The sequence below is a fragment of the Mesorhizobium sp. M1078 genome, assembly GCF_040318615.1.
GTDB lineage: Bacteria > Pseudomonadota > Alphaproteobacteria > Rhizobiales > Rhizobiaceae > Mesorhizobium.
Genome location: NZ_JAMYMP010000003.1, coordinates 43,110 through 63,982 on the forward strand (window position 1 = coordinate 43,110; position 20,873 = coordinate 63,982).

Annotated in this window: 18 protein-coding genes; 4 read left to right on the forward strand and 14 right to left on the reverse strand. The window is 63.6% G+C overall.

Annotation, left to right across the window (positions count from 1 at the left end):
- Window positions 1-80: 80 nt before the first annotated feature.
- Together NKH38_RS06605 and NKH38_RS06610 are read left to right on the forward strand one after the other, a co-directional pair.
- Entirely contained in the window at window positions 81-1,217 is a 1,137-nt protein-coding gene (locus tag NKH38_RS06605; protein WP_352764660.1) for a vWA domain-containing protein, read from the forward strand.
- Complete coding sequence (locus tag NKH38_RS06610) at window positions 1,217-2,104, forward strand: amidohydrolase family protein (protein ID WP_352764712.1); 888 nt, start codon at window positions 1,217-1,219, stop codon at window positions 2,102-2,104. The genes NKH38_RS06605 and NKH38_RS06610 overlap by 1 nt, the downstream gene beginning before the upstream one ends.
- Window positions 2,105-2,149: 45 nt before the next feature.
- Here the strand turns inward: NKH38_RS06610 and NKH38_RS06615 are convergent, their stop codons facing one another.
- The 7 genes from NKH38_RS06615 to NKH38_RS06645 all read right to left on the reverse strand — a co-directional run bounded on the left by NKH38_RS06615 (window position 2,150) and on the right by NKH38_RS06645 (window position 11,332).
- A complete protein-coding gene (locus NKH38_RS06615) occupies window positions 2,150-2,557 on the reverse strand; it encodes a carboxymuconolactone decarboxylase family protein (protein ID WP_023699677.1) in 408 nt (135 codons plus the stop codon).
- 250 nt (window positions 2,558-2,807) lie between these two features.
- Complete coding sequence (locus NKH38_RS06620) at window positions 2,808-4,304, reverse strand: sugar ABC transporter ATP-binding protein (protein ID WP_352764658.1); 1,497 nt, start codon at window positions 4,302-4,304, stop codon at window positions 2,808-2,810.
- Entirely contained in the window at window positions 4,304-5,353 is a 1,050-nt protein-coding gene (locus NKH38_RS06625; RefSeq protein WP_352764656.1) for an SMP-30/gluconolactonase/LRE family protein, read from the reverse strand. The genes NKH38_RS06620 and NKH38_RS06625 overlap by 1 nt, the downstream gene beginning before the upstream one ends.
- Complete coding sequence (locus NKH38_RS06630; protein WP_352764654.1) at window positions 5,350-7,473, reverse strand: ABC transporter permease; 2,124 nt, start codon at window positions 7,471-7,473, stop codon at window positions 5,350-5,352. The genes NKH38_RS06625 and NKH38_RS06630 overlap by 4 nt, the downstream gene beginning before the upstream one ends.
- Before the next feature lie 80 nt (window positions 7,474-7,553).
- Entirely contained in the window at window positions 7,554-8,579 is a 1,026-nt protein-coding gene (locus NKH38_RS06635) for a sugar ABC transporter substrate-binding protein (protein WP_023668177.1), read from the reverse strand.
- 60 nt (window positions 8,580-8,639) lie between these two features.
- Window positions 8,640-9,626 carry an ABC transporter permease gene (locus NKH38_RS06640; protein WP_023668176.1) on the reverse strand — a complete coding sequence of 329 codons (987 nt, stop codon included), beginning with the start codon at window positions 9,624-9,626 and terminating at the stop codon, window positions 8,640-8,642.
- A 272-nt stretch (window positions 9,627-9,898) separates the two neighbouring features.
- Window positions 9,899-11,332: a DHA2 family efflux MFS transporter permease subunit gene (locus tag NKH38_RS06645; protein ID WP_023725434.1), complete on the reverse strand. Its 1,434-nt coding sequence runs from the start codon at window positions 11,330-11,332 to the stop codon at window positions 9,899-9,901.
- A 109-nt stretch (window positions 11,333-11,441) separates the two neighbouring features.
- Here NKH38_RS06645 and NKH38_RS06650 point away from each other — a divergent pair, with 109 nt between their 5' ends.
- A complete protein-coding gene (locus NKH38_RS06650; RefSeq protein ID WP_023687938.1) occupies window positions 11,442-12,443 on the forward strand; it encodes an ornithine cyclodeaminase family protein in 1,002 nt (333 codons plus the stop codon).
- On the forward strand, window positions 12,440-13,948 hold the full coding sequence (locus NKH38_RS06655; RefSeq protein ID WP_023815628.1) for an HAL/PAL/TAL family ammonia-lyase: 1,509 nt from the start codon (window positions 12,440-12,442) through the stop codon (window positions 13,946-13,948). The genes NKH38_RS06650 and NKH38_RS06655 overlap by 4 nt, the downstream gene beginning before the upstream one ends.
- On the opposite strand, the gene NKH38_RS06660 is transcribed toward NKH38_RS06655, so the two are convergent.
- From NKH38_RS06660 to NKH38_RS06690, 7 genes are all read right to left on the reverse strand, one after another.
- Window positions 13,949-14,752, reverse strand: a complete 804-nt coding sequence (locus tag NKH38_RS06660; RefSeq protein ID WP_023682254.1) for a 3-methyl-2-oxobutanoate hydroxymethyltransferase — start codon at window positions 14,750-14,752, stop codon at window positions 13,949-13,951.
- Between the two features lie 85 nt (window positions 14,753-14,837).
- A complete protein-coding gene (locus NKH38_RS06665; RefSeq protein WP_023736018.1) occupies window positions 14,838-15,932 on the reverse strand; it encodes a fatty acid desaturase family protein in 1,095 nt (364 codons plus the stop codon).
- Window positions 15,933-15,948: 16 nt separating this feature from the next.
- Window positions 15,949-16,863 carry a sugar phosphate isomerase/epimerase family protein gene (locus tag NKH38_RS06670; protein ID WP_023705643.1) on the reverse strand — a complete coding sequence of 305 codons (915 nt, stop codon included), beginning with the start codon at window positions 16,861-16,863 and terminating at the stop codon, window positions 15,949-15,951.
- A gap of 54 nt (window positions 16,864-16,917) precedes the next feature.
- Window positions 16,918-18,006, reverse strand: coding sequence for a Gfo/Idh/MocA family protein (locus NKH38_RS06675; RefSeq protein WP_352803633.1), 1,089 nt, complete (start codon window positions 18,004-18,006; stop codon window positions 16,918-16,920).
- Window positions 18,007-18,107: 101 nt separating this feature from the next.
- On the reverse strand, window positions 18,108-19,175 hold the full coding sequence (locus NKH38_RS06680) for an ABC transporter ATP-binding protein (protein ID WP_023690769.1): 1,068 nt from the start codon (window positions 19,173-19,175) through the stop codon (window positions 18,108-18,110).
- Entirely contained in the window at window positions 19,175-19,963 is a 789-nt protein-coding gene (locus NKH38_RS06685; protein ID WP_023696229.1) for an ABC transporter permease, read from the reverse strand. Before NKH38_RS06685 ends, NKH38_RS06680 begins: the two co-directional genes overlap by 1 nt.
- Window positions 19,963-20,832, reverse strand: coding sequence for an ABC transporter permease (locus NKH38_RS06690; RefSeq protein ID WP_023685260.1), 870 nt, complete (start codon window positions 20,830-20,832; stop codon window positions 19,963-19,965). Before NKH38_RS06690 ends, NKH38_RS06685 begins: the two co-directional genes overlap by 1 nt.
- Window positions 20,833-20,873 lie beyond the last annotated feature (41 nt).

The following is a 20,873-nucleotide window of genomic DNA, read 5'->3' on the forward strand; positions in this document are numbered from 1 at the left end:
GAAAGAACCGAAGCGCCAAAGCTGCTGATCTCCCCCCTTGTGGGGGAGATGTCCGGCAGGACAGAGGGGGGCGCGAAGGAATGATGCGTCAGGGAACCCTTCCTCTCGCCTCCGCGCCCTTCCTCCACTTCGCCCGGCTGCTGCGCCGCCACGCCTTTGCCGTCGCCCCCGAGCAGGTCTCCAGCTTCATGCAGGCGGTCACCCTGCTCGGCCCCCGCTCGATGGCCGACATCCGCGAGGCGGCGCTCGCAACGCTTGCCCCCCCGCCCGATCGCCGCGGCGAATTCGAGGCGCATTTTCGCAATCACTTCCATGGCGATGGCGAACCCTCCGTCGAAGGCGAAGAAGACGAGGAAACCCGCATCAAGGACGATGGCGGCACGCGCCAGGAGGAGAAACAGACCACGCGCCAGGAGAAAGGCGGCGAGCTGTCGTCGGCAATCGAACAGCTCAGCAGCCGCGATTTCCTCCGCGACGACGATGGCCTTGGGCCCTTCCGCCGCAAGCTCGCTTCAGCCCTGCCCGCCCGCCGCTCATTCCGCACCGTGCGCACCCATTCGCGCGGCAAGCTCGACCTGCGCCGCTCGCTCAGGGAAATCGTCAGCGCCGATGGCGACATCCCCTCGCCGCTGCTGCGCCGCCGCCAGACGGTGCCGCGCAAACTGCTGATCCTCATCGACGTCTCCGGCTCGATGAAGCTGCACACGGCGGACTACCTCAAGCTGGCGCACGCCGCCGCACAAGGCGCGGACCACGCCGAAATCTTCACCTTCGGCACGCAGCTCACCCGAATCACGTCCGCACTGCGTATCCGCGATCGCGACCAGGCTCTCGCCCGAGCGGCGGCACTCGTAGACGACTGGGACGGCGGCACGCGCATGGGACCGACCCTGCTCGCCTTCCTCTCGGTGCCCCGTTTCTCAGCCTTCGCCCGCGGCGCTGCTGTGATCATGCTGTCGGACGCGCTGGAGCGCGGCGACCATGCCGATCTCGAGACCGCAATGCGCCGACTGAGCGCGCGCGCCTTCCGGCTTTCGCTGGCGACACCTTTGGCCGGCGATCCGCGCTTCCAGCCGGCAACGGCGGCGTTGCGCGCCATCTTGCCCGATCTCGACGATCTCATCGACGGCTCGTCGCTCGGGAGTCTCACCGATTTCATCCTGTCGCTCGCCCGCCCGGCCCCGGCGGCGTCGGCAATCTGGAAAAGGGTATCGTGATGCAGAAAGCCATCGACGCGCATTTCCACATCTGGCGCCAGCAGGATCAGCCCTGGCTGGTCGGGCCGATGGTGCCGCGCATTTTCGGCCCCTACGAGCCGATCCGCCGCGACTATCCGATCGAGGAATTTCTCGCCGATCAGCGAGGCGCAGGTGTCGAGAAGGCCGTCTATGTCCAGACCAACTGGGCCAAGGAGGATTTCGAAAAAGAAGTCGCCTTCCTGCAGAAGACTGCCGACGAGACCGGCTGGCCGCACGCTATCGTCGGCTATACCGACATGACTGTCGACGATGTCCGGCCCCAGATCGATCGATTGAAAAAGTACCCGCTGCTGCGCGGCGTGCGCATGCAGCTGCATTGGCACGAGACGCCGGCCTTCCGCTTCGCTGCCTCGGCCGATCAGGTCATCGACCCCAAGGTGCGGGCCAATGTCGCGCGGCTTAAAGACTATGGCCTGTCCTTCGACCTGCAGCTTTTCCCCGCCCAGATGAAGGACGGGCTGACGCTCGTCGGCGAGAACCCCGACACCAATTTCATCCTCACCCATGCCGGCATGCTGACCGGCATGGAGCCGGAAACCACCGAGGCCTGGAAAGCCGGCCTGAGTACTCTATCAACAGCGCCGAACGTCTACGCCAAGCTGTCGGGCCTCGGCACCTTCGCCCACCGCAACGATCCGGCGTTGATTGCCTACATCGTCGACAATGCCATCGACATTCTGGGCGCTGACCACCTGATGTTCGGCTCCAACTTCCCGATAGAGAAGCTCTGGACCAGCCACGCCGAACTGATCAAGGCGCATCGTGCAGCCATGGCGAAGCACGGTCCGGTGGCGGAAGCGGATATCTTTTGGAATACAGCAGAGAAGGTTTACAGACCGGCATAGCGCACGCTTCCCCTTCTCCCACAGGGGAGAAGGGAAATCCGCCCCTCACTTCACTTCAAACTCAGGATCGACCGGAATCTGCATCGCAGTCACCAGATGGTTGGTCTGCCCGGCCAGCCCGATGATCGACACCAGCTCGCCATGCTGCGCATCGGTCAAGCCTTTGGCGCGGGCGGCTGCCGTATGCGAATGGACGCAGTAGGAGCAGCCATTGGCGGTCGACACCGCGATATAGATCATTTCCTTGGTCAGCGGGTCGATGGCGCTCTCCGTGGCCATCACCACCTTCACCTGTTCCCATGTCCGTTTCAGCAAGGCCGGATCGTTGGCGAGCCCACGCCAGAAATTGTTGACGAAATCCGATTTGCGCGTCGCGCGGATGTCATCGAACACAGCCTTCGCAACCGGGATTTTTTCGACCTCAGCATCGCTGAGGAGTTTTGTGGCGGCCATGGCGTTTCCTTTCGTTGAATCGGTGGATCAGGTGGTTGAATCAGGTTTCGAGCAAGGGCGGCTAACCGGCTATTCCGATTCAGTTTTTGATGCTGACAGAACCATGGCGATTGGCCGAAGCATCTCAGCTTCGTCATTCACGGGCGAAGCAGGCGCGAAGCGCCGTCGCGGAGAGACCCGAGGATGACGAAGGCGCTGAGGCCTTCGCCAATTGGCGACGTATGCGCACCCTCAAACACCGACCAGAAACCTAATGAACCGCCGCATACATGATCTTCTCCTCCGTCGCCTCGGCGGGCGAAAACTCCTCGACCATGCGGCCCTGCCGGCACACCAGAATCCGGTCCGACAGGTTCATGATTTCCGGCAGGTACGACGAGATAACGACGACGGCCAATCCCTCGTCGGCCAGCCGGTTGATGATCTGGTGGATCTCGGCGATGGCGCCGACATCGACGCCGCGCGTCGGCTCGTCGAAGATCACGATACGCGGCTGCTGCACCAGCCCCTTGCCGATCACCACCTTTTGCTGGTTGCCGCCGGAAAGCTCGACCACGCGGGCATTGTCGTTGATCGCCTTGATGTTCAGCGTCTTCGTCCATTCAGCGGAAAGCGTGCGCATCTCCTGCTGGTTGATCACCCAGGCCTTTTCGCGGCCCGCCGCCAGCAGCCCGCCGAACAGGTTCTCGGCGATGCCCATCGTCTCGAAAATGCCCTCGCTCTTGCGGTCCTCGGTAACATAGACGATGCCGCCGGCGACCGCCTCACTGGGCACGAGATAGCGCACCGGCCTGTCGTCGAGTTCAATCGCGCCACCGCGCAAAAAATCGCGCTTGTAGATGCCGGAGACGATCTTGAAGGTCTCGGTGCGGCCGGAGCCGATCAGCCCGAACACGCCGGTGATCTGTCCCTCGAAGATCGAGAAGGAGGTGTTGCGCACGACATTGCTCATCGAAATGTCCTGCACCGACAGCACCTTCTTGCCGGCCTTGCGCAGCCTGGCCTCGTCGCGCTGGCGATAGATCTGTCCCGACAGTGTACGCCCGACCATGGCGGCGACGATCTTGTCGCGATCGAAGGCCGATGTGTCGTCGGTTATGACCAGCTCGCCATCGCGCAGGATTGTGATGCGGTCGGCGATCATCAGCGCCTCTTCCAATGCATGGCTGATGAAGACGATCGAGACGCCGTTCGCCTTCAGCCGCCGGATCAGTGCGAAAAAGTGCCGCTTCTCCTCCGGCGTCAGCGTCGCCGTCGGCTCGTCGAAGATGATGATCTCGGCATTGTGGTGAACGGCGCGCGCGATCTCGACCATCTGACGCTTGGCCGCGCCCAGCGTCGCCACCATGGCGTTGGGGTCGACCGGAAAGTTCAGCGACTGCAAAAACTGCTGCGCCGAAATGTAGGTGCCGCGCAGCCGGTTGAGGAATTTTTCGGTGCCGAGATAGAGGTTTTGCGCCACCGTCATCGACGGCAACAGGCTGGTCTCCTGGAACACCATGGCGATGCCGGCCTCGAGCGCCGCATGCGGCGAGGCGTAGGCGATCTCGCGGCCTTTGTGGAACATCTTGCCTGAGGTGGCGTCGACGACGCCGGCGATGATCTTGGTCAGCGTGGATTTGCCGGCGCCGTTCTCGCCGAGCAGCGCGTGGATTTCGCCCTTGCGCAGTTCGAAGCTGACTTGTCTGACCGCGGGCACGCCGCGATAGTTCTTGGTGACATTTTCCAGGCGCACGATCGGTTCCATCAGAGACCTCCTGCGTCGATGGCCAGCACGCAATCGCCGCCCCTGGAGGCGATGAACAGGCGGCCGTCCGTTTCCGCCACGCTGCAGATGCCATGGCGCGTGCCGTCGGCGCGGCTGTGCAGGCTGAATTGCGGCTGCATGTTCTGATCGAGCCTGACCACCAGCCCATAGGAGCGGCTCGGCGACCAGGGCTTGTGGATGCCCATGGTGCGGATGCCGCCGCATTGCAGCGGTTCGAGGAAGCTGCGATTGGAGGCCAAAGCCGGCGCGATCCAGTAGGCCGGCGCCACCTGGTCTAGCATGTCGCGCCGATAGTGGGTTTCCTGGAGAACGAATTCGATCAGCCGGTTGCGTGGCGCGAACAGAGCCAGCCACGCGCCGCCATCGCCGGCCGGCGCGAGGCGCGCGGGATAGCCGGGCAGATGCGTCAGCACGGTCGAGCGGCTACCGGTCGCACCATCGAAGCGAACGAGCTGATGGCGCCAGCTTTCGCTGACCAGCACATCCCGCCCAATGGGATGCAGCCCATAGGGAAAGGCGATATCGCCGGCCACTTTGCGGAACTCGGCGGCGGCCGCGTCCCGCCTCCAAAGCGAACCGGACGCGCCCTTCTTCATCAGGTCGGCGGCCCATTGCGACGGCGTGTGCTCAGCCGAGCCATTGGCCAGCCACAACGTGCCGTCGTCTGCATAGGCAAGCGCGGTGATGCAGCTGACGCCAGACGGCAGCGAAACCTCCTTGCCGGCGACCAGCAGCTTGCCGCTCTCAAGTCCGACCGTCAGTTCTCCCGACAGTGATAGAGCCAGCGCAGTGATGGGGGAAGGAAAGGTCTCGACAACCTTCGGCCCCACTCCTGCGGCAAGCGAATAGATGGCGTTGCCGCTGGAAGCGAGCAGCCGGCCATCGGCAACCAGCAGATTGTCGGGTTCGATCAGTCCGGCAAAAACCGGCGCATCATCGAGCCGCGTGTTGGGCCGGAAGGCGCCGTCGAGCGGCGGGATGGTGACGGCCTTGCCGCGAAACATGTCCAAGATAGGATCGAGGATCATGGCTGCGTTCCCCAATAAGAAGCGGAGCTGGTCCAGGTCGGGTCCGCGCCCGCAATCTTGTAGCGGCCGATGCGGTTGTTGAGGATGCCGCCGACGAACAGGAAACCCTTGTGCTCGCGCATCGAGGTGACCATCGGATGCGCGCCGCCGGTGAGGTCGCCCATCGCCTCGACAATGCCGCCCTTGTCGTTGAATTTCACCACGCCGCCGGTGTTGATGTTGGGGAACAGCCACTCGTCCTGCGGCAGCCGGCGCGTCATGCGCTTGCGCATATCGGGATGGCGCAGCGACAGGTCGAAGCTCGGCGTGCGCATGCCGAGCCACGCCATCCAGTAATTGCCGTCGGAGGCGCGGTTGATGTTGTCGGGATAGCCCGGCATGTCGCGGATGACGCATTCGGCGGCGCCCGCCTTTGGCCCTTCCAGCCAGTAGCGGTGGACGCGGCAGGCCCAGCTCTCAGCGAAGAACAGCGACTTACCGTCATGCGCCATGCACACGCCATTGGTGTAGCGGTAGCCGTCGAGCAGTGTCTTCGTCGAACCGTCCTTCGGGTCATAGACCAGCAGCCGGCCGGTGGCGCGGTTCTCGATCGAGTCCAGCGCCCAATCGTGCGCGTCATAGCGCTTGGTGGAGTCAGTGAAATAGATGCGCCCGTCCGGCGCGATGTCGCAATCATTGGGGTCGCGCAGCCGCGCATCGTCTACGATCGAGGTCCAGGAGCGTGACGTCTCGGCCGACAAGCGCTTCACTTCCCGATCCGGTGAGACGGAATAGAGCCCCATGGCGCCGACGCAGCTGATCAGATTGCCCGATTTGTCGAAGGCCAGGCCTAGCGGAAAACCACCGATATGGGCAAACACCTCCGACTTAACGTAATCCGGCGCGAAGAAGCGGACGATCTCGCCATGGCGCGTGCCGCAATAGAGGTGATCGTCGCGGTCGAGGATGACGTCTTCCGGCCCTTCCAACTCGCCGAGCCCGATATGGTCGGCCGCCGACAGCCGGTTGTCGAGCGCGTAGGGCGTGCCTGAGCCCGGCACCGCAGACTGTGTCTCGCCCATCTTGAGATAGACCGGCGCGACATAGACTTCGTTGAGCACCTTATGGCGGTTCTTCAGCCAGCGGATGTCGATCGTCACCGCCACCGCCAGCATGATGCCCAGCACCATCTGGTTGGTGCCGGTGCCATAGCCCAGCCGGATCAGCCCGTTGGTCATGGTCAGCACGATGATGGCGCCCATCAGCCCCTTGATGACCGAGCCGCGGCCACCACCCAGGCTGACGCCGCCAACCACCGCCGCCGTCAGAGCCATGATCTCCAGGTTGAGGCCGGTGCCCGGCCCTGCCCCACTCAGGCGGCAAGCGATGAGGAAGCCGCCGATCGAGGCGCAGAAGCCGGAAAAGACATAGGTCATGAACACGGTGCGGCGCACGCGAATGCCGGCATTGTGCGCCGAGCGCCTGGAGCCGCCGACCGCCAGCACATGCCAGCCCGGCCGTGAGCGCGTCAGCGCGATATGGGTGACGATGGCAAGAATGATCGCCAGCCACACCGAGACCGAAAGCCCCCAGAAGGTGCTGTCGCCGATGAAGTCGAGCACATCCGATGTCACCTGGGAAAGCTGCACGTCGGCGGCGTAGGTGGTGACGAGAATATCGAACAGCGCCCGGCCGAAGATGAACGTCACCAGGGTGGTGAGGAAGGCGCGCAGCCTGAGGGAGCCGACGAGGTAGCCGTTGACGGCGCCGAAGATCAGGCCGGTGGCGAGCGATGCCGCCAGCGCCAGCCAGATAGACTGTTCGAGAATGAAGAAGACATAGACGGCGGAGAAACAGGACAGCGCGAAGATCGAGCCGACGGACAGGTCGATGCCGCCGCCCAGCATCACCACCGTCATGCCGGTGACTACCATCGAGAACTCGCCGAGCTGGCGGGTCGATTCCTGCAGCGAGGTCAGCTTGAAGAAGCCGGGAATGATCGAGCCGAACACGCTGAGCGTCGCCACCAGCGCCAGGAACGGAATGGCGTTGTCGGTCCAGCGTTTTGTCAGGATCTCGCCGACCAGATGGTCGGGCACGAGATTGTAGCGCCAGGACTGGAGGCGTTCGCGAAAGGACATCGGCGGCTGCTATTCCATGAGGGAACGAGGTGACCGGATTGTCCAGTCACCTCGTTTGTTTCAGTCGAAAAAAGCGCGGCTTACTTCGCCGCCGCTTCGGCCTGCAGCGCCTTCAGGTCCCAGCAGCTGTCGGGCTTGAGGTCGGCCTTGGTCGTAGCCTTCTCCAGTGTGTAGATGTAGGTGTGCGACGTGCCGGCCGGCTGGCCGCTCTGCAGCAGGAACTTGATGATAGCGTTCATGTCGCCGGACTGGCGAGCCAGATCGGTCATCACCACGGCGCCGTAAGTTCCGTCCTGCAATTTGTCGCAATCGGCCGCCTTCTCGCCGCCGCCGGTGGTGACCAAAAAGACCTTGCCGTCGAGCTTGGCGTCGCGGATGGCGGCGGATGCGCCGGTGGCGTCACCATCCCAGAAGTCGATGATCGAGCAGATGTCGGGGTTCTGCTGCAGCATTGTCGTCGTCACGTTGCGCGACGTCGTCGGATCCCAGTTGGAGTCGGGCTTGGCCACGACTTTGAAGTCGGGGTGCTTCTCCAGCACCTTCATGATGCCGGCATACTGGTAGAGACTGGACGAGTTGGCCTGATCACCCTGCACAAGGCCGATCTTCTTCGACGAGTTCTCGCCGCAGCCCTTGATCGCCGCTTCGGCTTCGAGCTGGCCAAGCCGGTCCCAGTCGCTGCCGACAAAGGCGTCGGCCGGGAAGTTGGCGGGGTTGTCGACCAGTATGACGTAGGTTCCGGCGGCCTGTGCCTTCTTCATCAGCTTGGAATAGGAGTTGAGGTCCGGCGCATGGATGATCAACACGTCCGGCCTTGTGTCGGACGAGATCGCGTCGGTGATCGCCTGTGCACCGGCATCGACGACCCAGTTCGGATCGCGTGTTTCGAAGGTGCCGCCCCAGGCCTCGACTTCCGTCTTCAGATAGTGCGACCAGCCCTGCGCAAGGTCGAAGCCCATCGCCAGCGGCACCAGCATGACGCGCTTGCCCTTGAGCGCCTGCGCGTATGCGGCCGGGCCCGGATCGTCGGCGGCGAAGGTCGGCGCGACGAAGGCGGTAGCGGCAAGCGCCGTGGCGGCCGCCATCAGTGTTCTGATCAGTTTCATGTCACATCCTCTGTTTTTCACTTATTGCCGGCCGGTCGGCATGACCCGGTCGGGTACCCCTTAGATGTCGCCCTGCTGCGCGGTCTGTTCGTCACGCGGATTGATGATGCCGTCGACGATGATGGCTCCGAGCAGGATCGCCGCCTTGATCAGGTTTTGATAGAGCAGCGGAATGTCGATGATGGTCATCGCGTTCGACAGGATGCCGATCAGTGCAGCGCCCACCAGCACATTGCGCACTCCGCCCCGCCCGCCGGACAGGCCGATGCCGCCGATCACCGCCACCAGCACGATGTCATAGAGCAGCGTCGAGTTGACGACGCGGGTGTTGATCGAGTGCAGGCTCGACGCCGTCAGCAGGCCGGCGATCAGCGCGACGAAGGCCGAAACCACATAACGCAGCACCAGCATTGGCCGCACCGGAATGCCGATGTTGCGCGCGGCGACCGGATTGTCGCCGGCGAAATAGATGTAGCGGCCCCATTTGGTGTAGCGCAGGAACAGGAAGAACAGGAAGGCGAGCCCGGCGAAGACGAACACTTCGATCGGAATGTCGAGGAAACGCAGGCCGCCGAGCAACTCCACCCAATGGCCCTGAGGCACCGGCACCGCATCCTGTGTGATCAGTTGCGAGCGGACATAGCCGAAGACGAAGGAGCCGGTCGCCAGCGTCACGAAGATCGCCGGCACGTCGGCATAAGCGACGAGAAAACCGTTGAGCAGGCCGATGGCGAGCACGCCTGCCAGCACATAGGCGAAGGCGAGCCCATCAGGCGTTCCGGCGTTGAGCAATTGTAGATACCAGGCGACCGACATCGCCATGATCGCCACCGCCGACAGGTCGATGCCCCTGCCGATTATGACGACCGCCATGCCGAGCGCCAAAATGCCCAGCACCGACACCGAGCGGACGATGGCAACGAGATTGTTGGCAGCGATGAAACCAGGCAGCCCAATGGCAGCGGCGACGAACAGCACCACGGCGATGGCAAAGACAATGCCTTCCTGATTCAGGCTCCTGACATTTGGCCAGCCAATCGTGTTCATGTCTGCATTCGCCCCGATGGCAGCTCTGCCACCCCTTCCGAAGAAAGCTAATCGGCTCGGCGCCGCTTCGTCAAATGAATCCGCGCTCGGAACACCCGTTGGCAGTGATAATCTTCCAGTGGACGCACCGATTGCTAGAACTGGCGCAATCCTAGGAAAAGACTGCGCTTTTGGCATTTGGTTGCACCATTGCGCGTATGCGCGAAGGTGCCGTTCTGAGGCGAAAGCACAAGGCGGAATTAATTGCCGCCTGAGCGGCGAAAATTGCGAATTCAGGTCCTGGACGTGTGGCCTGAAACTTCGGCGCCTGCACCGGGCGGCAGCACGAGGAACCGCAACGCCGCCGCCAGCCCGATGGCGCCGATGACCAGGAAGGCGATGCGAAAATCGACGAGGTCGAGCGCCGGCCGGTGCCTGACGATCTGCGACAGGTTCAGAATGGCAGCCGCCACCGCTACGCCGAACAGCATCGACATCTGCTGCAGCATGGACGACAAAGTTGCCGCCGAGCTGCGCTGCGCCGCATCGATATCGGCGAAGGCCAGAGTATTCAGCGCTGTGAACTGCATCGAGCGCGTCAGGCCGGCGATCAGCATCAGCGCTACCACCAGCGCCTGCGGCGTCTCCGGCGAGATCGCCGCGCAGGCCATGATCGAGGCCGAGGCGATCAGGCCGTTGACGACCATGACCGTGCGAAAACCAAAGCGCCGCAGCGTCGGCGTCGTCACCGTCTTCATGCCGAGATTGCCGAGGAAATAGGCCAGGATCATCAAGCCGGCATCGACCGGCGAAAGGCCAAAGCCGACCTGAAACAGCAGCGGCAAAAGGAACGGCGTGGCGTTGATCGCCACGCGAAAAATGGTGCCGGCGGCAAGCGTAGAGATGGCGAAGGTCTGCACCCTGAACGCGCTGAGATCGAGCAGCGGATGCGGCGCGCGCCGGAGATGCCGCACCGCCAGCCAGCCGATGACGATGCCGGCGGCAACCAGCAGCACGGCGGGCAAGGCGCCGTCTTCCGGATGTGCGATGCGCTCAAGGCCGTAGAGCAGCAGCGCGAGCCCCAGCGACGTGAGGAAAAACCCCGGCCAATCCAGCGGCTTGGGATCGGCCGCGCGGTCGCCCGGAATGAAGCGCGCGACCAGCGCCAGCCCGACGAGCCCAAGCGGGACGTTGATGAAGAAATTCCAGTGCCAGGAGAGATAGGTTGTGATGAAGCCGCCAAGCACCGGCCCGACCACGGGCGCAAACAACGCCGGCCAGGTGATCAGCGCCGTGGCGTTGAGCAGCTCCGATTTCGACGCATTGCGCAGCACCAGAATTCGCCCGACCGGCGTCATCAGCGCGCTGCCAAGGCCTTGCACGACGCGAGCGGCAACGAACTGAGGCAGACTTTGCGAGAAGCCGCAGGCCAGCGAGGCCAGCGTGAACAGTACGATCGCCAGCAGGAAGATGTTGCGCGCGCCGAAGCGGTCGGCAAGCCAGCCCGACAGCGGCACGAACACTGCCATGGTCAGCATATAGGCGGTGATGCCGATGCTCATCGCCACCGCCGGCACGCCGAAGGATTGTCCCATCTGCGGCAGCGAGGTCGAGATGATCGTCGAATCCAGCAGCTGCATGAAAAAGGCGATGGCAACGATCAACGCCACGCGCCGCGCATTGCTGGCGGTTACGGCGGAGGCCTCGGTGTCGGGAACGGCAGTCATGGCGAACCGCGTTGAACAGCATATGGCTGGCCCCGTCCAGAGCTTATCCAACAAACTTCCGTGTCGGCTCGCAGCCTGTTATGGATGGGCGGGCGGCCAAGGACATTGCATGAAGCCTATCTATATCGACTACCTCAATGGCCTCGATATCGAAGCCCTGGAGATGACCGACGGCGAAATCATTGCCGCTGTCGAAGCCGGGCTTATCGCGCAAGGCAATGGCCAGACGGTGATCGAGCCGCGCGTCCATCTTGAACCCGCCCCTTCCTTCCATGGCCATTTCAACGTTCTGCGCGGCTACGTTGCGCCGCTCGATACGGCGGGCGTGAAAATCGTCGGCGACTATGTCGACAACTATCTGCACGGGCTCCCTTCAGAATTTGGCATTTTGAACCTGTTCGATCCGCGCACCGGCACGCCGCGCGCCATTCTCGACGCCACCGTCATCACCGACATGCGCACCGGCGCCGTCACCGCCATTGGCGCCAAACATCTGGCGCGCAAGAACTCCAAGGTGCTGGCCCATATCGGCGCGCGCGGCACCGCCTATTGGAATGTGCGCCTGCTCGACCATCTCTTCGACTTCGACGAGATCCGCGTCCATTCGCGCCGCCCGGAAAGCCGCGACGGCTTCGCCGCCAAACTCTCGGCCGATCTCGGCAAGAAAGTTACCGCGGTTGCCGACTGGGAAAGCTGCATCAAGGGCGCCGACATCGTCGTCGAGGCCTCGCGGCTGCCGGAGCCGCAGCCGCTGCTCAAGACCGAATGGATCAAGCCCGGTGCGCTGGTCGTGCCCTATGGTACGATGAGCGCGGTGGAGCTGTCATTGACCGACATCATGCAGAAAATGGTCGTCGACGACTGGGGCCAGTGCAAAGGCGGCAAGTTCGGCTCGCTGCGCGCCCATGTCGAGACCGGGCGGCTGAGCGAAGCGACGCTGCACGCCGAGCTCGGCCAGATCGCTGCCGGTCTCAAGCCGGGACGCCAGAGCGACGACGAGACGATCCTGTTCTGGCATCGCGGCCTGTCGCTGTCCGACATTGCGCTGGGCAAGGCGATGCTGGCCAAGGCTGCTGATAAAGGCATCGGCCAGAGGCTGCGCTTCGCATGAGCGCGCTCGTCCTCACCGGCGCCGGCGTCAGCGTCGAGGACGTTGCGCAGGTCGCCCGCGGCGGCCGCAAGGTCGAGGTTGAACCGACAGTCATCGAGAGGCTCGACAAAGCGCGAAAAGTGCTCGATCAGGTCGCCGCGTCCGGTCAGCAAATCTATGGGCTCAACACCGGGCTCGGCGCCAATCTCGGCACATCGGTCGAGGGCGATGCCAGCGCCTTCCAGCGCCAGTTGCTGGAAGGGCGAAGCGGCGCTGTCGGCGAACCGTTGCCCCAAGAGGCGGTGCGGGCGACCATGCTAGCGCGCGCAGCGATGCTGGCAGTCGGCGGCTCCGGCATTTCGCCGGCGGCTTTCACCGCCCTTGTCGATGCGCTCAATGCAGGCGTGCATCCGGTAATGCCGCAGTTGGGCTCGATCGGCGCCGGCGATCTCGTGCTGATGGCGGCGCTCGCCCGTCTGCTGACCGGCGACGGCGAAGCTGACTATCAGGGTCGGCGCATGCCGGCGGCCAAGGCGTTGATGATGGCGCGGTTGGCTCCGATCAGCCTGGCGCCGAAAGACGGCCTGTCGCTGATCAACGCCTCGGCGGTATCAGCCGGCACTGGCGCGTTGGTACTGGCCGACGCGCTGTCGGCCTTTGCGCAACAGCAGCAGGCCGGCGCGCTGACCATGGAAGGGTTTGGCGCCAACCGCACCATCCTCGATCCGCGCCTGCATCTGGCGCGGCCGGCAGCCTGCCAGCAACTCGCGGCCAAGGGCCTGCGCGACCTGCTTGCCCGTGACGAGGAGCCGGCGCCGACCACCTTGCAGGACCCGTTGTCGATCCGCTGCATGCCGTCGATCCATGGTGCATTGATCCAGGCGATCGATCAGGCGCGGCTGGCGCTGGAGATCGAACTCAATGCCGCCGCCGACAATCCGCTGGTGCTGGGCGATGACGGGCTGGTTCTGTCGACCGGCAATTTCCACACCGCATCGCTGGCGCTTGCCTTCGAGACGCTCGGCCTGGCGATCGCGCAATGTGCCGCGGCAAGCGTTGCCCGCTTCATCCAGCTCGCCGGCTCCGGCCGCAACGGCCTTCCAAAATATTTGTCACCGGTCGGCGGCGCCTCGGCCGGTTTCGTGCCGCTGCAAAAGACCGCAACGGCAATCCTGGCCGGCATCCGCCACAAGGCCAATCCGGTGATGCTGGATTTCCTGGCCGTGTCCGAAGGCGTAGAGGACCACGCCACGCAGACGCCGCTTGCCGTGTCGAAATGCGCCGGGATGATCGCGCTGTGGCGACGGCTGATCGCCTTCGAACTGATGGCCGCCGCACAGGCCGTGGACCTGCGCGACGGTCTCAAGCTGGCGCCCGGCACAGCAGCGGTCCATACCGCGGTGCGCGCGCATGTAGCGATGCTCAGGGAGGACCGGCCGCTGGGAACGGATGCCGAGGTGCTCCATGCCATGCTCGCTGACGGAACATGGCAAGGTGCAGCGATGATCGGCAAGGAGGCCGAGTAGTTAGCCCTTTGCGTCCACCCGTTTCATGAACAGGCTGAGCTCGGCCGGATCCATGCGCACGACATGCCTGTCTTCCGGATAGGCGCCGCTATCGACGTCGGCAACGTACTCGGAAAACGCCGCGACGCGTTCCGCCTGCAGACGATCGTACTCGGCGGCGAAGTTGCGGTAGACCTTGGAATGGCGCGGCATGTGGCCCCGGTTCTGGCCAAGAATATCGTCGGCAAACAGATATTGCGCGTCGCAGCCGGTGCCCGCACCCATCGACAGCATGATCAGCGAGGTCCGTTCCGAGATCGCCTTCGCCACCTCGATCGGCACCACTTCGATCTCGGCGCCGAGAGCTCCAACGGCCTCATACTGCTTGACCGCCTCAAAAATCTGCATGGCGGTGTCGGCGGTCTTGCCGACGGCCTTGAAGCCGCCGGTCCAGGTGGCGCGGGACGGAATGAGGCCGACATGGCCGATGACGGGGATCGCGTCGTCGGCGAGCCGCTTCACGGTGGCGAAACCGGCGCTGCAATAAACGGCGTCGGCGCCGGCCTTGTAGAGCCGGAACGCCCAGCGCAGGAAATCGTCCGCCGTGCCGATCTCATAAAAATTCTCGCCCGGCATGGTGAACAGGCTGGGCGCCGCATCGCGATACTCAGGGTTGAGCACCAGCTCGGGCGGCACCGAGACGATATCGACCCCTGCCCGCTCGGCAGCCTCGGCCTCGTCCATGGTCAGGACGCGCAGCATGGTCAGCTGGCGCTTGCCCTTCATGGCGCGCAGATCGGCGACGGTCGGTCTCTTTCGGCTCATCGGGATGTCCCTGTTGGCTGGTTGCTTTTCCCGGTCACCTTACCGGCCCCGTAACAGGCCGGATAGAAGGCGGGTGGTTTATTCGCTACTCGGCCGCCGCCGACATATCGAGCTCGTGAAATTCACCGCGATAGGGCCGCGCCGTCGGCGGCAATTCGCGCTTGAGGAAATAATCCTCGTACCGCAGCTGCTTCAGCAGCACCGGCCAGACCTCGCGATAGGCATGCCACATGGACGGGTTCGCCGCCGGCAGGTCGTGCTTGACCAGCTCGTGCAGCCTCGGCAGCGCATGGTAGGGCACCATCGGAAACATGTGATGCTCGACGTGGTAATTCATGTTCCAGTAGATGAAGCGGCTGACCGGGTTCATGTAGACGGTGCGCGTGTTCAGCCGGTGGTCGACGACATTGTCGGCCAACCCGATATGCTGCAGCAGGCCGGTCAGAACCATGTGCCAGCTGCCATAAAAACGCGGCAGGCCGATCAGCACCAGCGGCAGCCATGAACCCAGCGCGATCGCGAGGGCGATCGTCGCAACGTACACGGCGACATGCCAGCGCGCCGCCGTGATGGCCTTGCCCTGTTCGGTCTCAGGAATGTAGCTCTTTTCGTCGTCCGACAGCTTGCCCAACGCCTGGCGCGCCAGGATCGGCAGCGAATAACGGAAATCGAGAATGCCGGTGAAGGCAAGCGCCGCCTTGACCAGATTTGGCGGCCGCATTACCGCGATCTCGGCGTCACGGCCGACGATGATCGTGTCGGTGTGATGCCGCGCATGGCTCCAGCGCCATTGCACCGGATTGCGCACCACCATGAAGCTGGCGATTTCGTAGATCGCATCGTTCATCCAGCGTGTGCGGAAGGCGGTGCCATGGCCGCATTCGTGCCAGCGCGAATCGCTCGACGATCCATAGAGCACGCCATAGACGAGCAGGAACGGCACCACCCACCACGTGCCCCAGAACCACACGATGCCGGCGGCCGAGCCCAGGATGGCTGCGATCCAGATCACTGTATCGCGGATCGCCGGCCCGTCGGAGCGCTGCATCATTTCCTTCATTGCCTTGCGCGGCACGTCGGTGTGATACCACTCGGCCGAGGCCAGCCCGGTCTCGATCGCCCGGCGGGTGCTTTCGCCGACCAGGCCGTAATCGCGCTTTGTCTTGGCCGCCGTCGCCATCACCGTCTCGCCTACCTCAAAGCCCGTTGGCGCGGAACTTCCCGTCGAGAAATGTTTTCGCCCGCGGCACGTCGTCCTCGGTCAGATGCTCGATGATAACAGGGATGTTCGGGTGCTTCTCACTGAGCCGCTGCAGATAGAGATCGTAATTCAGCGATCCCAGCCCGGGCGCCGGCAGCTCGATCTCGCCGACGCCGCGGAAGGTCAGCCCCTCATGCGCGTCCGCGTCGCCGATATCGGCATGCTTCTCGGTCTTGTCGCTGCCTGAGCGCTTGACGTCCTTGGCGTGCGCGATGCGGATCTTGTCGGCCAGCGTGTCGAACACCTGGTTCAGCACCTGGTCCATGCGGTCGATATTGTGCGCCTCGAAATAATTGGTCGGATCCATCAGCAGGCCGAGGCCCGGATGGTCGACCTGCGCGAACATTTTGACCGTCTCCTCGACCGAACCGACGACATTGTTGACATAGGTTTCGAGCAGGAACACCGCGCCATGGTCGTAAGCCGTCTGGGCAAGATCCGAGATCACCTTGCGGCATTCCTCGAAGCCTTCCTCGGTCTTGTTTTTGGGATGATGCACCCAGTCGGATTCGGTGTTGTAGGTGCCGGTCTCCGAGATCACGTAGGGCGAGCCGAAGTCGCGCGCATTGCGGATGATTTCCTTGAGATAGCCGACGCGCTTCTCGCGCTCGGATTTGTCGGGATGGATGATGTTGGTGTAGCCCGAGATGCAGCAGACCGGCAGATTGTGGTCGCGAAACGTGTCGCGCACTGTCCTCGCCTTGTCCCCGGTGATCTGCCCGGCCGTGAGATCGACATCCCTGAAATGCATGTCGAGCTGCACTGTGTTGAAGCCGAGTGCACGGATGCGGCGGGCGGCCTCCGCGAGCTCATAGGGGAAATAGCCGGTGAAGATACCTGCCTGCATCATGATGTGAACTCCTCCCGGTAAGCGATTCAGCCGCCACACTATTCGGCGGCATGTTCAGTCGATCGATATCTCGGACAGTTTGACGGTGCGGCCTTGCGCCATCGAGCGGTAGCCCGCCTCGACCAGTGCCATTGTCTTGACGTTATCGGCGACGGAGAGCGCCGGCGGCGCGCCTGTCTTCACCGCATGCTGCAATTGCTCCATCACGCCGATGAAGGCATGCGGGAACCACATCGTGTCCCAGCTCGGGCTGACCCATTCGCCGCCGGTCGTCTTGGTCGACGCATAGGTCAGCGTCGAGGCCACGCCTTTCGGCCAGCCGATCGTGCCTTTGGCGACACCCTTGGTGCCGTCGACGCGCCAGTTGATGTGCTGGTCGTCCTCATAGCCCTCCTGGCGCGGTCCGGACCAGACATCCTCCAGCGACACGGCGAGCACGCCGGAGGGAAAGCGCAGCGTCGAGACGGTGATGCCGTCTGAATGGTCGAATGTCGTGCGCGGATCCTTGCGCGTCAGCGTGGTGATTTCCGAGGGATCGCCGAACAGGAAGCGCAGCACGTCCAGATGATGCACGCTCATATTGGCGAGCGTCAGCCGGTCGTAGTCCTGAAGGAAAGTCTGCCAGTGCGGGATCGCATGCATGTCGATCTGCGCAAAGACGATGTCGCCCAGCGCGCCGCTGTCGATGATCTGCTTCAGGACGCGCATCGACTGGTCGTAGCGCATGTTCTGGTTGACCGAGAGGATCTTGCCTGACTTGGCTGCCTCGTCGCGCAGCTTCACGGCTTCATCGACCGACAGCGCCAGTGGCTTCTGCGCCAGGATCGCCTTGATGTGAGGCTGCTTCAGCGCATGGCGGATCAGCGCCGGCTGCTGGTCGGGCGGAAAGGCAAGGTCGACGATCTCGACCTCGGAATCCTCGATCAGCTGTTCCGGTGTGTCGTGGATGGTCGGAATGCTCCAGCGTGCAGCTACCTTCTCGGCGCTGGCCTTGGTGCGCGAAGCGATGGCAACGACTGGGAAACCGGCCTGCGCATAGGCGGCAAGATGGCATTCGGCCATGATCATGCCGGCGCCGATGCAGCCGATCCGGTATTCGCTGGTGCGAACCCTTACATCCGGCTCGAAACCCTGGCCTGCCATCCATTCCTCCCTGGAGGACGGATATAACGCCATGGCCCGTCGATCAGCCAAGGTCCGCTCCATCAATTCCCATCAGAACCATGCCGGGGTGACGGTGCGAACTAGTTTGCGGCAATCAGCACAGTGCTTTCCGGCGACCAGCTGAGCATTACATCCTGGCCCTCGGCCAGCCGGTCATTGCCGGTATTCTGGACGATGACCTTCAGCGTCTGGCCGGCGCGCTCGACGAAATAGGTGCTGTTGTTGCCGGCGAAGATGCGCTTGGAGATCTGGCCCTTCAGAGCGTTGGCATTGGCCGCATCCGCAACCCCGGCATCGGTCGCGATGCGAATGCGTTCGGGACGCACGGCGCAGCTGGCCTTCGTACCGGCGGCAAGCCGATCACCCACCCCGGCGGCGATCGCCGTGCCGTCAGGCAGCCGGATGCCGTTGCCGGTCGCATCGCCGCGAAAAATGTTTGCGTCGCCAAGGAAGGTGGCGGCGAACTCGCTCTTCGGCCGGTTGTAGATCTCCTCCGGTGGCCCTTCCTGCACGAGCTTGCCGTCGCGCAAGATGCCGATGCGGTCGCTCATCGTCAGCGCCTCTTCCTGGTCGTGGGTGACGAAGATGGTGGTGATGCCGACCTCGCGCTGGATGCGTTTCAGCTCGATCTGCATGTCAACGCGCAGCGCCTTGTCGAGCGCGCCGAGCGGCTCGTCGAGCAGCAGCACGCGCGGCTTGGTGACGATGGCGCGCGCCAGCGCCACACGCTGGCGTTGGCCGCCGGAGAGCTGGTGCGGCCGGCGCTCGCCGAGCTTCCCGAGTTGGACGAGATCGAGCGCGCGCTGCACTTCGGTGGCGATCGTCGCTTTCGTTTCGCCGCGCACCGACAGGCCGAAGGCGACATTGTCGGCAACGCTCATATTGGGAAACAGCGCATAGTTCTGGAACACCATGCCGATGCGCCGCTTTTCGACCGGCACGCGTTCCACACTCTCGCCGCCAATGGCAATGCGGCCAGTATCGGGAAAGTCGAAGCCGGCGATCTGGCGAAGCAGCGTGGTCTTGCCGCTGCCCGATGGGCCGAGCAACGCATAAAAGCCGCCATCGGCGAAATCGATGGAGACGTCGTCCAGCGCCTTGTGCGCGCCAAAACTGCGCGAGACGTTCGATACCTGCACGCCGGCCATTATTTCTCTCCGCCGAATTTGAAGAAGCGCGCCGTGAGCAGCATCAGCGCCATCGACACGACGATGATGATGGTCGAGACCGCGTTGATCTCGGGCGTGAACCCCTTGCGGATCGCGGCGTAGATTTCGACCGGCAGCGTCGTCTGCCCCGGGGTCGCCAGGAAGTAGGAGACGACGAACTGGTCGAACGACACGGCAAATGCGAACAAGCCGCCGGCAATGACGCCGGGCATGATCCACGGCAGCGTCACACGCCTCGTCACTTGCCACTGGTTGGCGCCGAGCGAGCGCGCCGCCTCTTCCAGCTCCGGTGCAAAAGTCTGCAGCCGGGCCGAGACGACGACGATGACATAGGGCAGCGCCAGCGCCACATGGCCGAGCAGGATGGCGAACAGGCCGCGGCCAATGCCGACGCCGAAGAAGAAGATCAGCATCGCCGTGCCGGTGATCAGCCACGGAATGGCGATTGGCGGAAACAGCAGCGCCTGCAGCACTTTCTTGCCGCGGAAATCATAGCGGAACAGCGCTAGCGAAGCGGCCGAGCCAAGCACCACTGAGATGAGCGTGGTGATGACCGCGATCTCGAGGCTGTTCCAGGTGGCCGCGATCAGCTGGTCGTTCTGCCAGAGCGAGGCATACCATTCCGTCGTCCATTCGAACGGCAATTGGTAGAAGGGCGAGACGTTGAACGACATCAGCGCCATGATGATGATCGGCAGATAGAGGAAGGCGAGCAGCAGTCCGATGTAGAAGCGGCCTAGTCCTTCGAGGATGCGGGTCGTCATCATCAAGCAGCCCTCCGCAGCACCGGCGAGGCAACCGCCAGGATCACCAGCACCACCGCCAGCAGGATGAAGGAAAGCGCCGCCCCCAGCGGCCAGTTGAAGACGGCGACGAACTGGTCCTCGATCACCGTCCCGTAGAACGTGCCGGTGCGGCCGCCGAGAATGCGCGGCTCCATGAACGAGCCGACGACCGGCACGAAGATCAGTGCCGCACCTGCCACCAGGCCAGGCATCGACAGCGGGATGATCACCCGCTTCAGCACCTGCAGCCGCGAGGCGCCGAGCGAACGTCCGGCCTCGATCAGCGAGTCGTCGATGGCCTGCAAAGTGAGATAACAGGTCAGCACCATATAAGGCACGTAGGAGTGCACCAGGCCGATGATGATTGCGGGATAGGAATACATCAGGTCGATGTTGATCTTGAACGGCAGCACGGCGTTGAGCGCCGTGTCGAGGATGCCGCCCTCGCGCAGCACCATCGCCCAGGAGAAGATGCGCACCAGCCCGTTCGACCAGAACGGCAGGATGACCAGCAGGAAGATCGCCTCGCGGCTGCGCCCCTTCAGCACCTTGGCCAGCACATAGGCGGCGGGGTAGCCGATGACGACGCACCACAAAGTCACTTCGAGGCCGAGCCGCAGCGAAGCGAGCAGCAGCGTCAGGTACAGGCTCTGCGAGAAGAAGGCGGCGTAATTGCCAAGGGTGAACGCCCACGGCTTTCCCGACAGCGGCAGGTCGGTCATGAAGGAGAAGAATACCATGGCCGAGAGCGGCAGGAAGATCGCCACCGTCAGCCAGAGATAGGCCGGCGCCAGCAGCGGCAGGGCCGATCTCAGCCCGCTGCGCGACGCGACCGCACCCTGTACTGCCATGATACCCTCCTCCCCAGGATTGAAGGGCCAGCCGGCGCCAA

What these genes read in the sequence shown, in the direction of transcription:
- NKH38_RS06620 (WP_352764658.1), bottom strand. Translation starts at nt 4,304, where the DNA reads ATGGAACCGATCGTGCGCCTGGAAAATGTCACCAAGAACTATCGCGGC.
- NKH38_RS06675 (WP_352803633.1), bottom strand. Translation starts at nt 18,006, where the DNA reads ATGGCAGGCCAGGGTTTCGAGCCGGATGTAAGGGTTCGCACCAGCGAA.
- NKH38_RS06690 (WP_023685260.1), bottom strand. Translation starts at nt 20,832, where the DNA reads ATGGCAGTACAGGGTGCGGTCGCGTCGCGCAGCGGGCTGAGATCGGCC.
- NKH38_RS06660 (WP_023682254.1), bottom strand. Translation starts at nt 14,752, where the DNA reads ATGAGCCGAAAGAGACCGACCGTCGCCGATCTGCGCGCCATGAAGGGC.
- NKH38_RS06635 (WP_023668177.1), bottom strand. Translation starts at nt 8,579, where the DNA reads ATGAAACTGATCAGAACACTGATGGCGGCCGCCACGGCGCTTGCCGCT.
- NKH38_RS06615 (WP_023699677.1), bottom strand. Translation starts at nt 2,557, where the DNA reads ATGGCCGCCACAAAACTCCTCAGCGATGCTGAGGTCGAAAAAATCCCG.
- NKH38_RS06630 (WP_352764654.1), bottom strand. Translation starts at nt 7,473, where the DNA reads ATGTCCTTTCGCGAACGCCTCCAGTCCTGGCGCTACAATCTCGTGCCC.
- NKH38_RS06605 (WP_352764660.1), top strand. Translation starts at nt 81, where the DNA reads ATGATGCGTCAGGGAACCCTTCCTCTCGCCTCCGCGCCCTTCCTCCAC.
- NKH38_RS06610 (WP_352764712.1), top strand. Translation starts at nt 1,217, where the DNA reads ATGCAGAAAGCCATCGACGCGCATTTCCACATCTGGCGCCAGCAGGAT.
- NKH38_RS06680 (WP_023690769.1), bottom strand. Translation starts at nt 19,175, where the DNA reads ATGGCCGGCGTGCAGGTATCGAACGTCTCGCGCAGTTTTGGCGCGCAC.
- NKH38_RS06685 (WP_023696229.1), bottom strand. Translation starts at nt 19,963, where the DNA reads ATGATGACGACCCGCATCCTCGAAGGACTAGGCCGCTTCTACATCGGA.
- NKH38_RS06650 (WP_023687938.1), top strand. Translation starts at nt 11,442, where the DNA reads ATGAAGCCTATCTATATCGACTACCTCAATGGCCTCGATATCGAAGCC.
- NKH38_RS06665 (WP_023736018.1), bottom strand. Translation starts at nt 15,932, where the DNA reads ATGGCGACGGCGGCCAAGACAAAGCGCGATTACGGCCTGGTCGGCGAA.
- NKH38_RS06645 (WP_023725434.1), bottom strand. Translation starts at nt 11,332, where the DNA reads ATGACTGCCGTTCCCGACACCGAGGCCTCCGCCGTAACCGCCAGCAAT.
- NKH38_RS06640 (WP_023668176.1), bottom strand. Translation starts at nt 9,626, where the DNA reads ATGAACACGATTGGCTGGCCAAATGTCAGGAGCCTGAATCAGGAAGGC.
- NKH38_RS06625 (WP_352764656.1), bottom strand. Translation starts at nt 5,353, where the DNA reads ATGATCCTCGATCCTATCTTGGACATGTTTCGCGGCAAGGCCGTCACC.
- NKH38_RS06655 (WP_023815628.1), top strand. Translation starts at nt 12,440, where the DNA reads ATGAGCGCGCTCGTCCTCACCGGCGCCGGCGTCAGCGTCGAGGACGTT.
- NKH38_RS06670 (WP_023705643.1), bottom strand. Translation starts at nt 16,863, where the DNA reads ATGATGCAGGCAGGTATCTTCACCGGCTATTTCCCCTATGAGCTCGCG.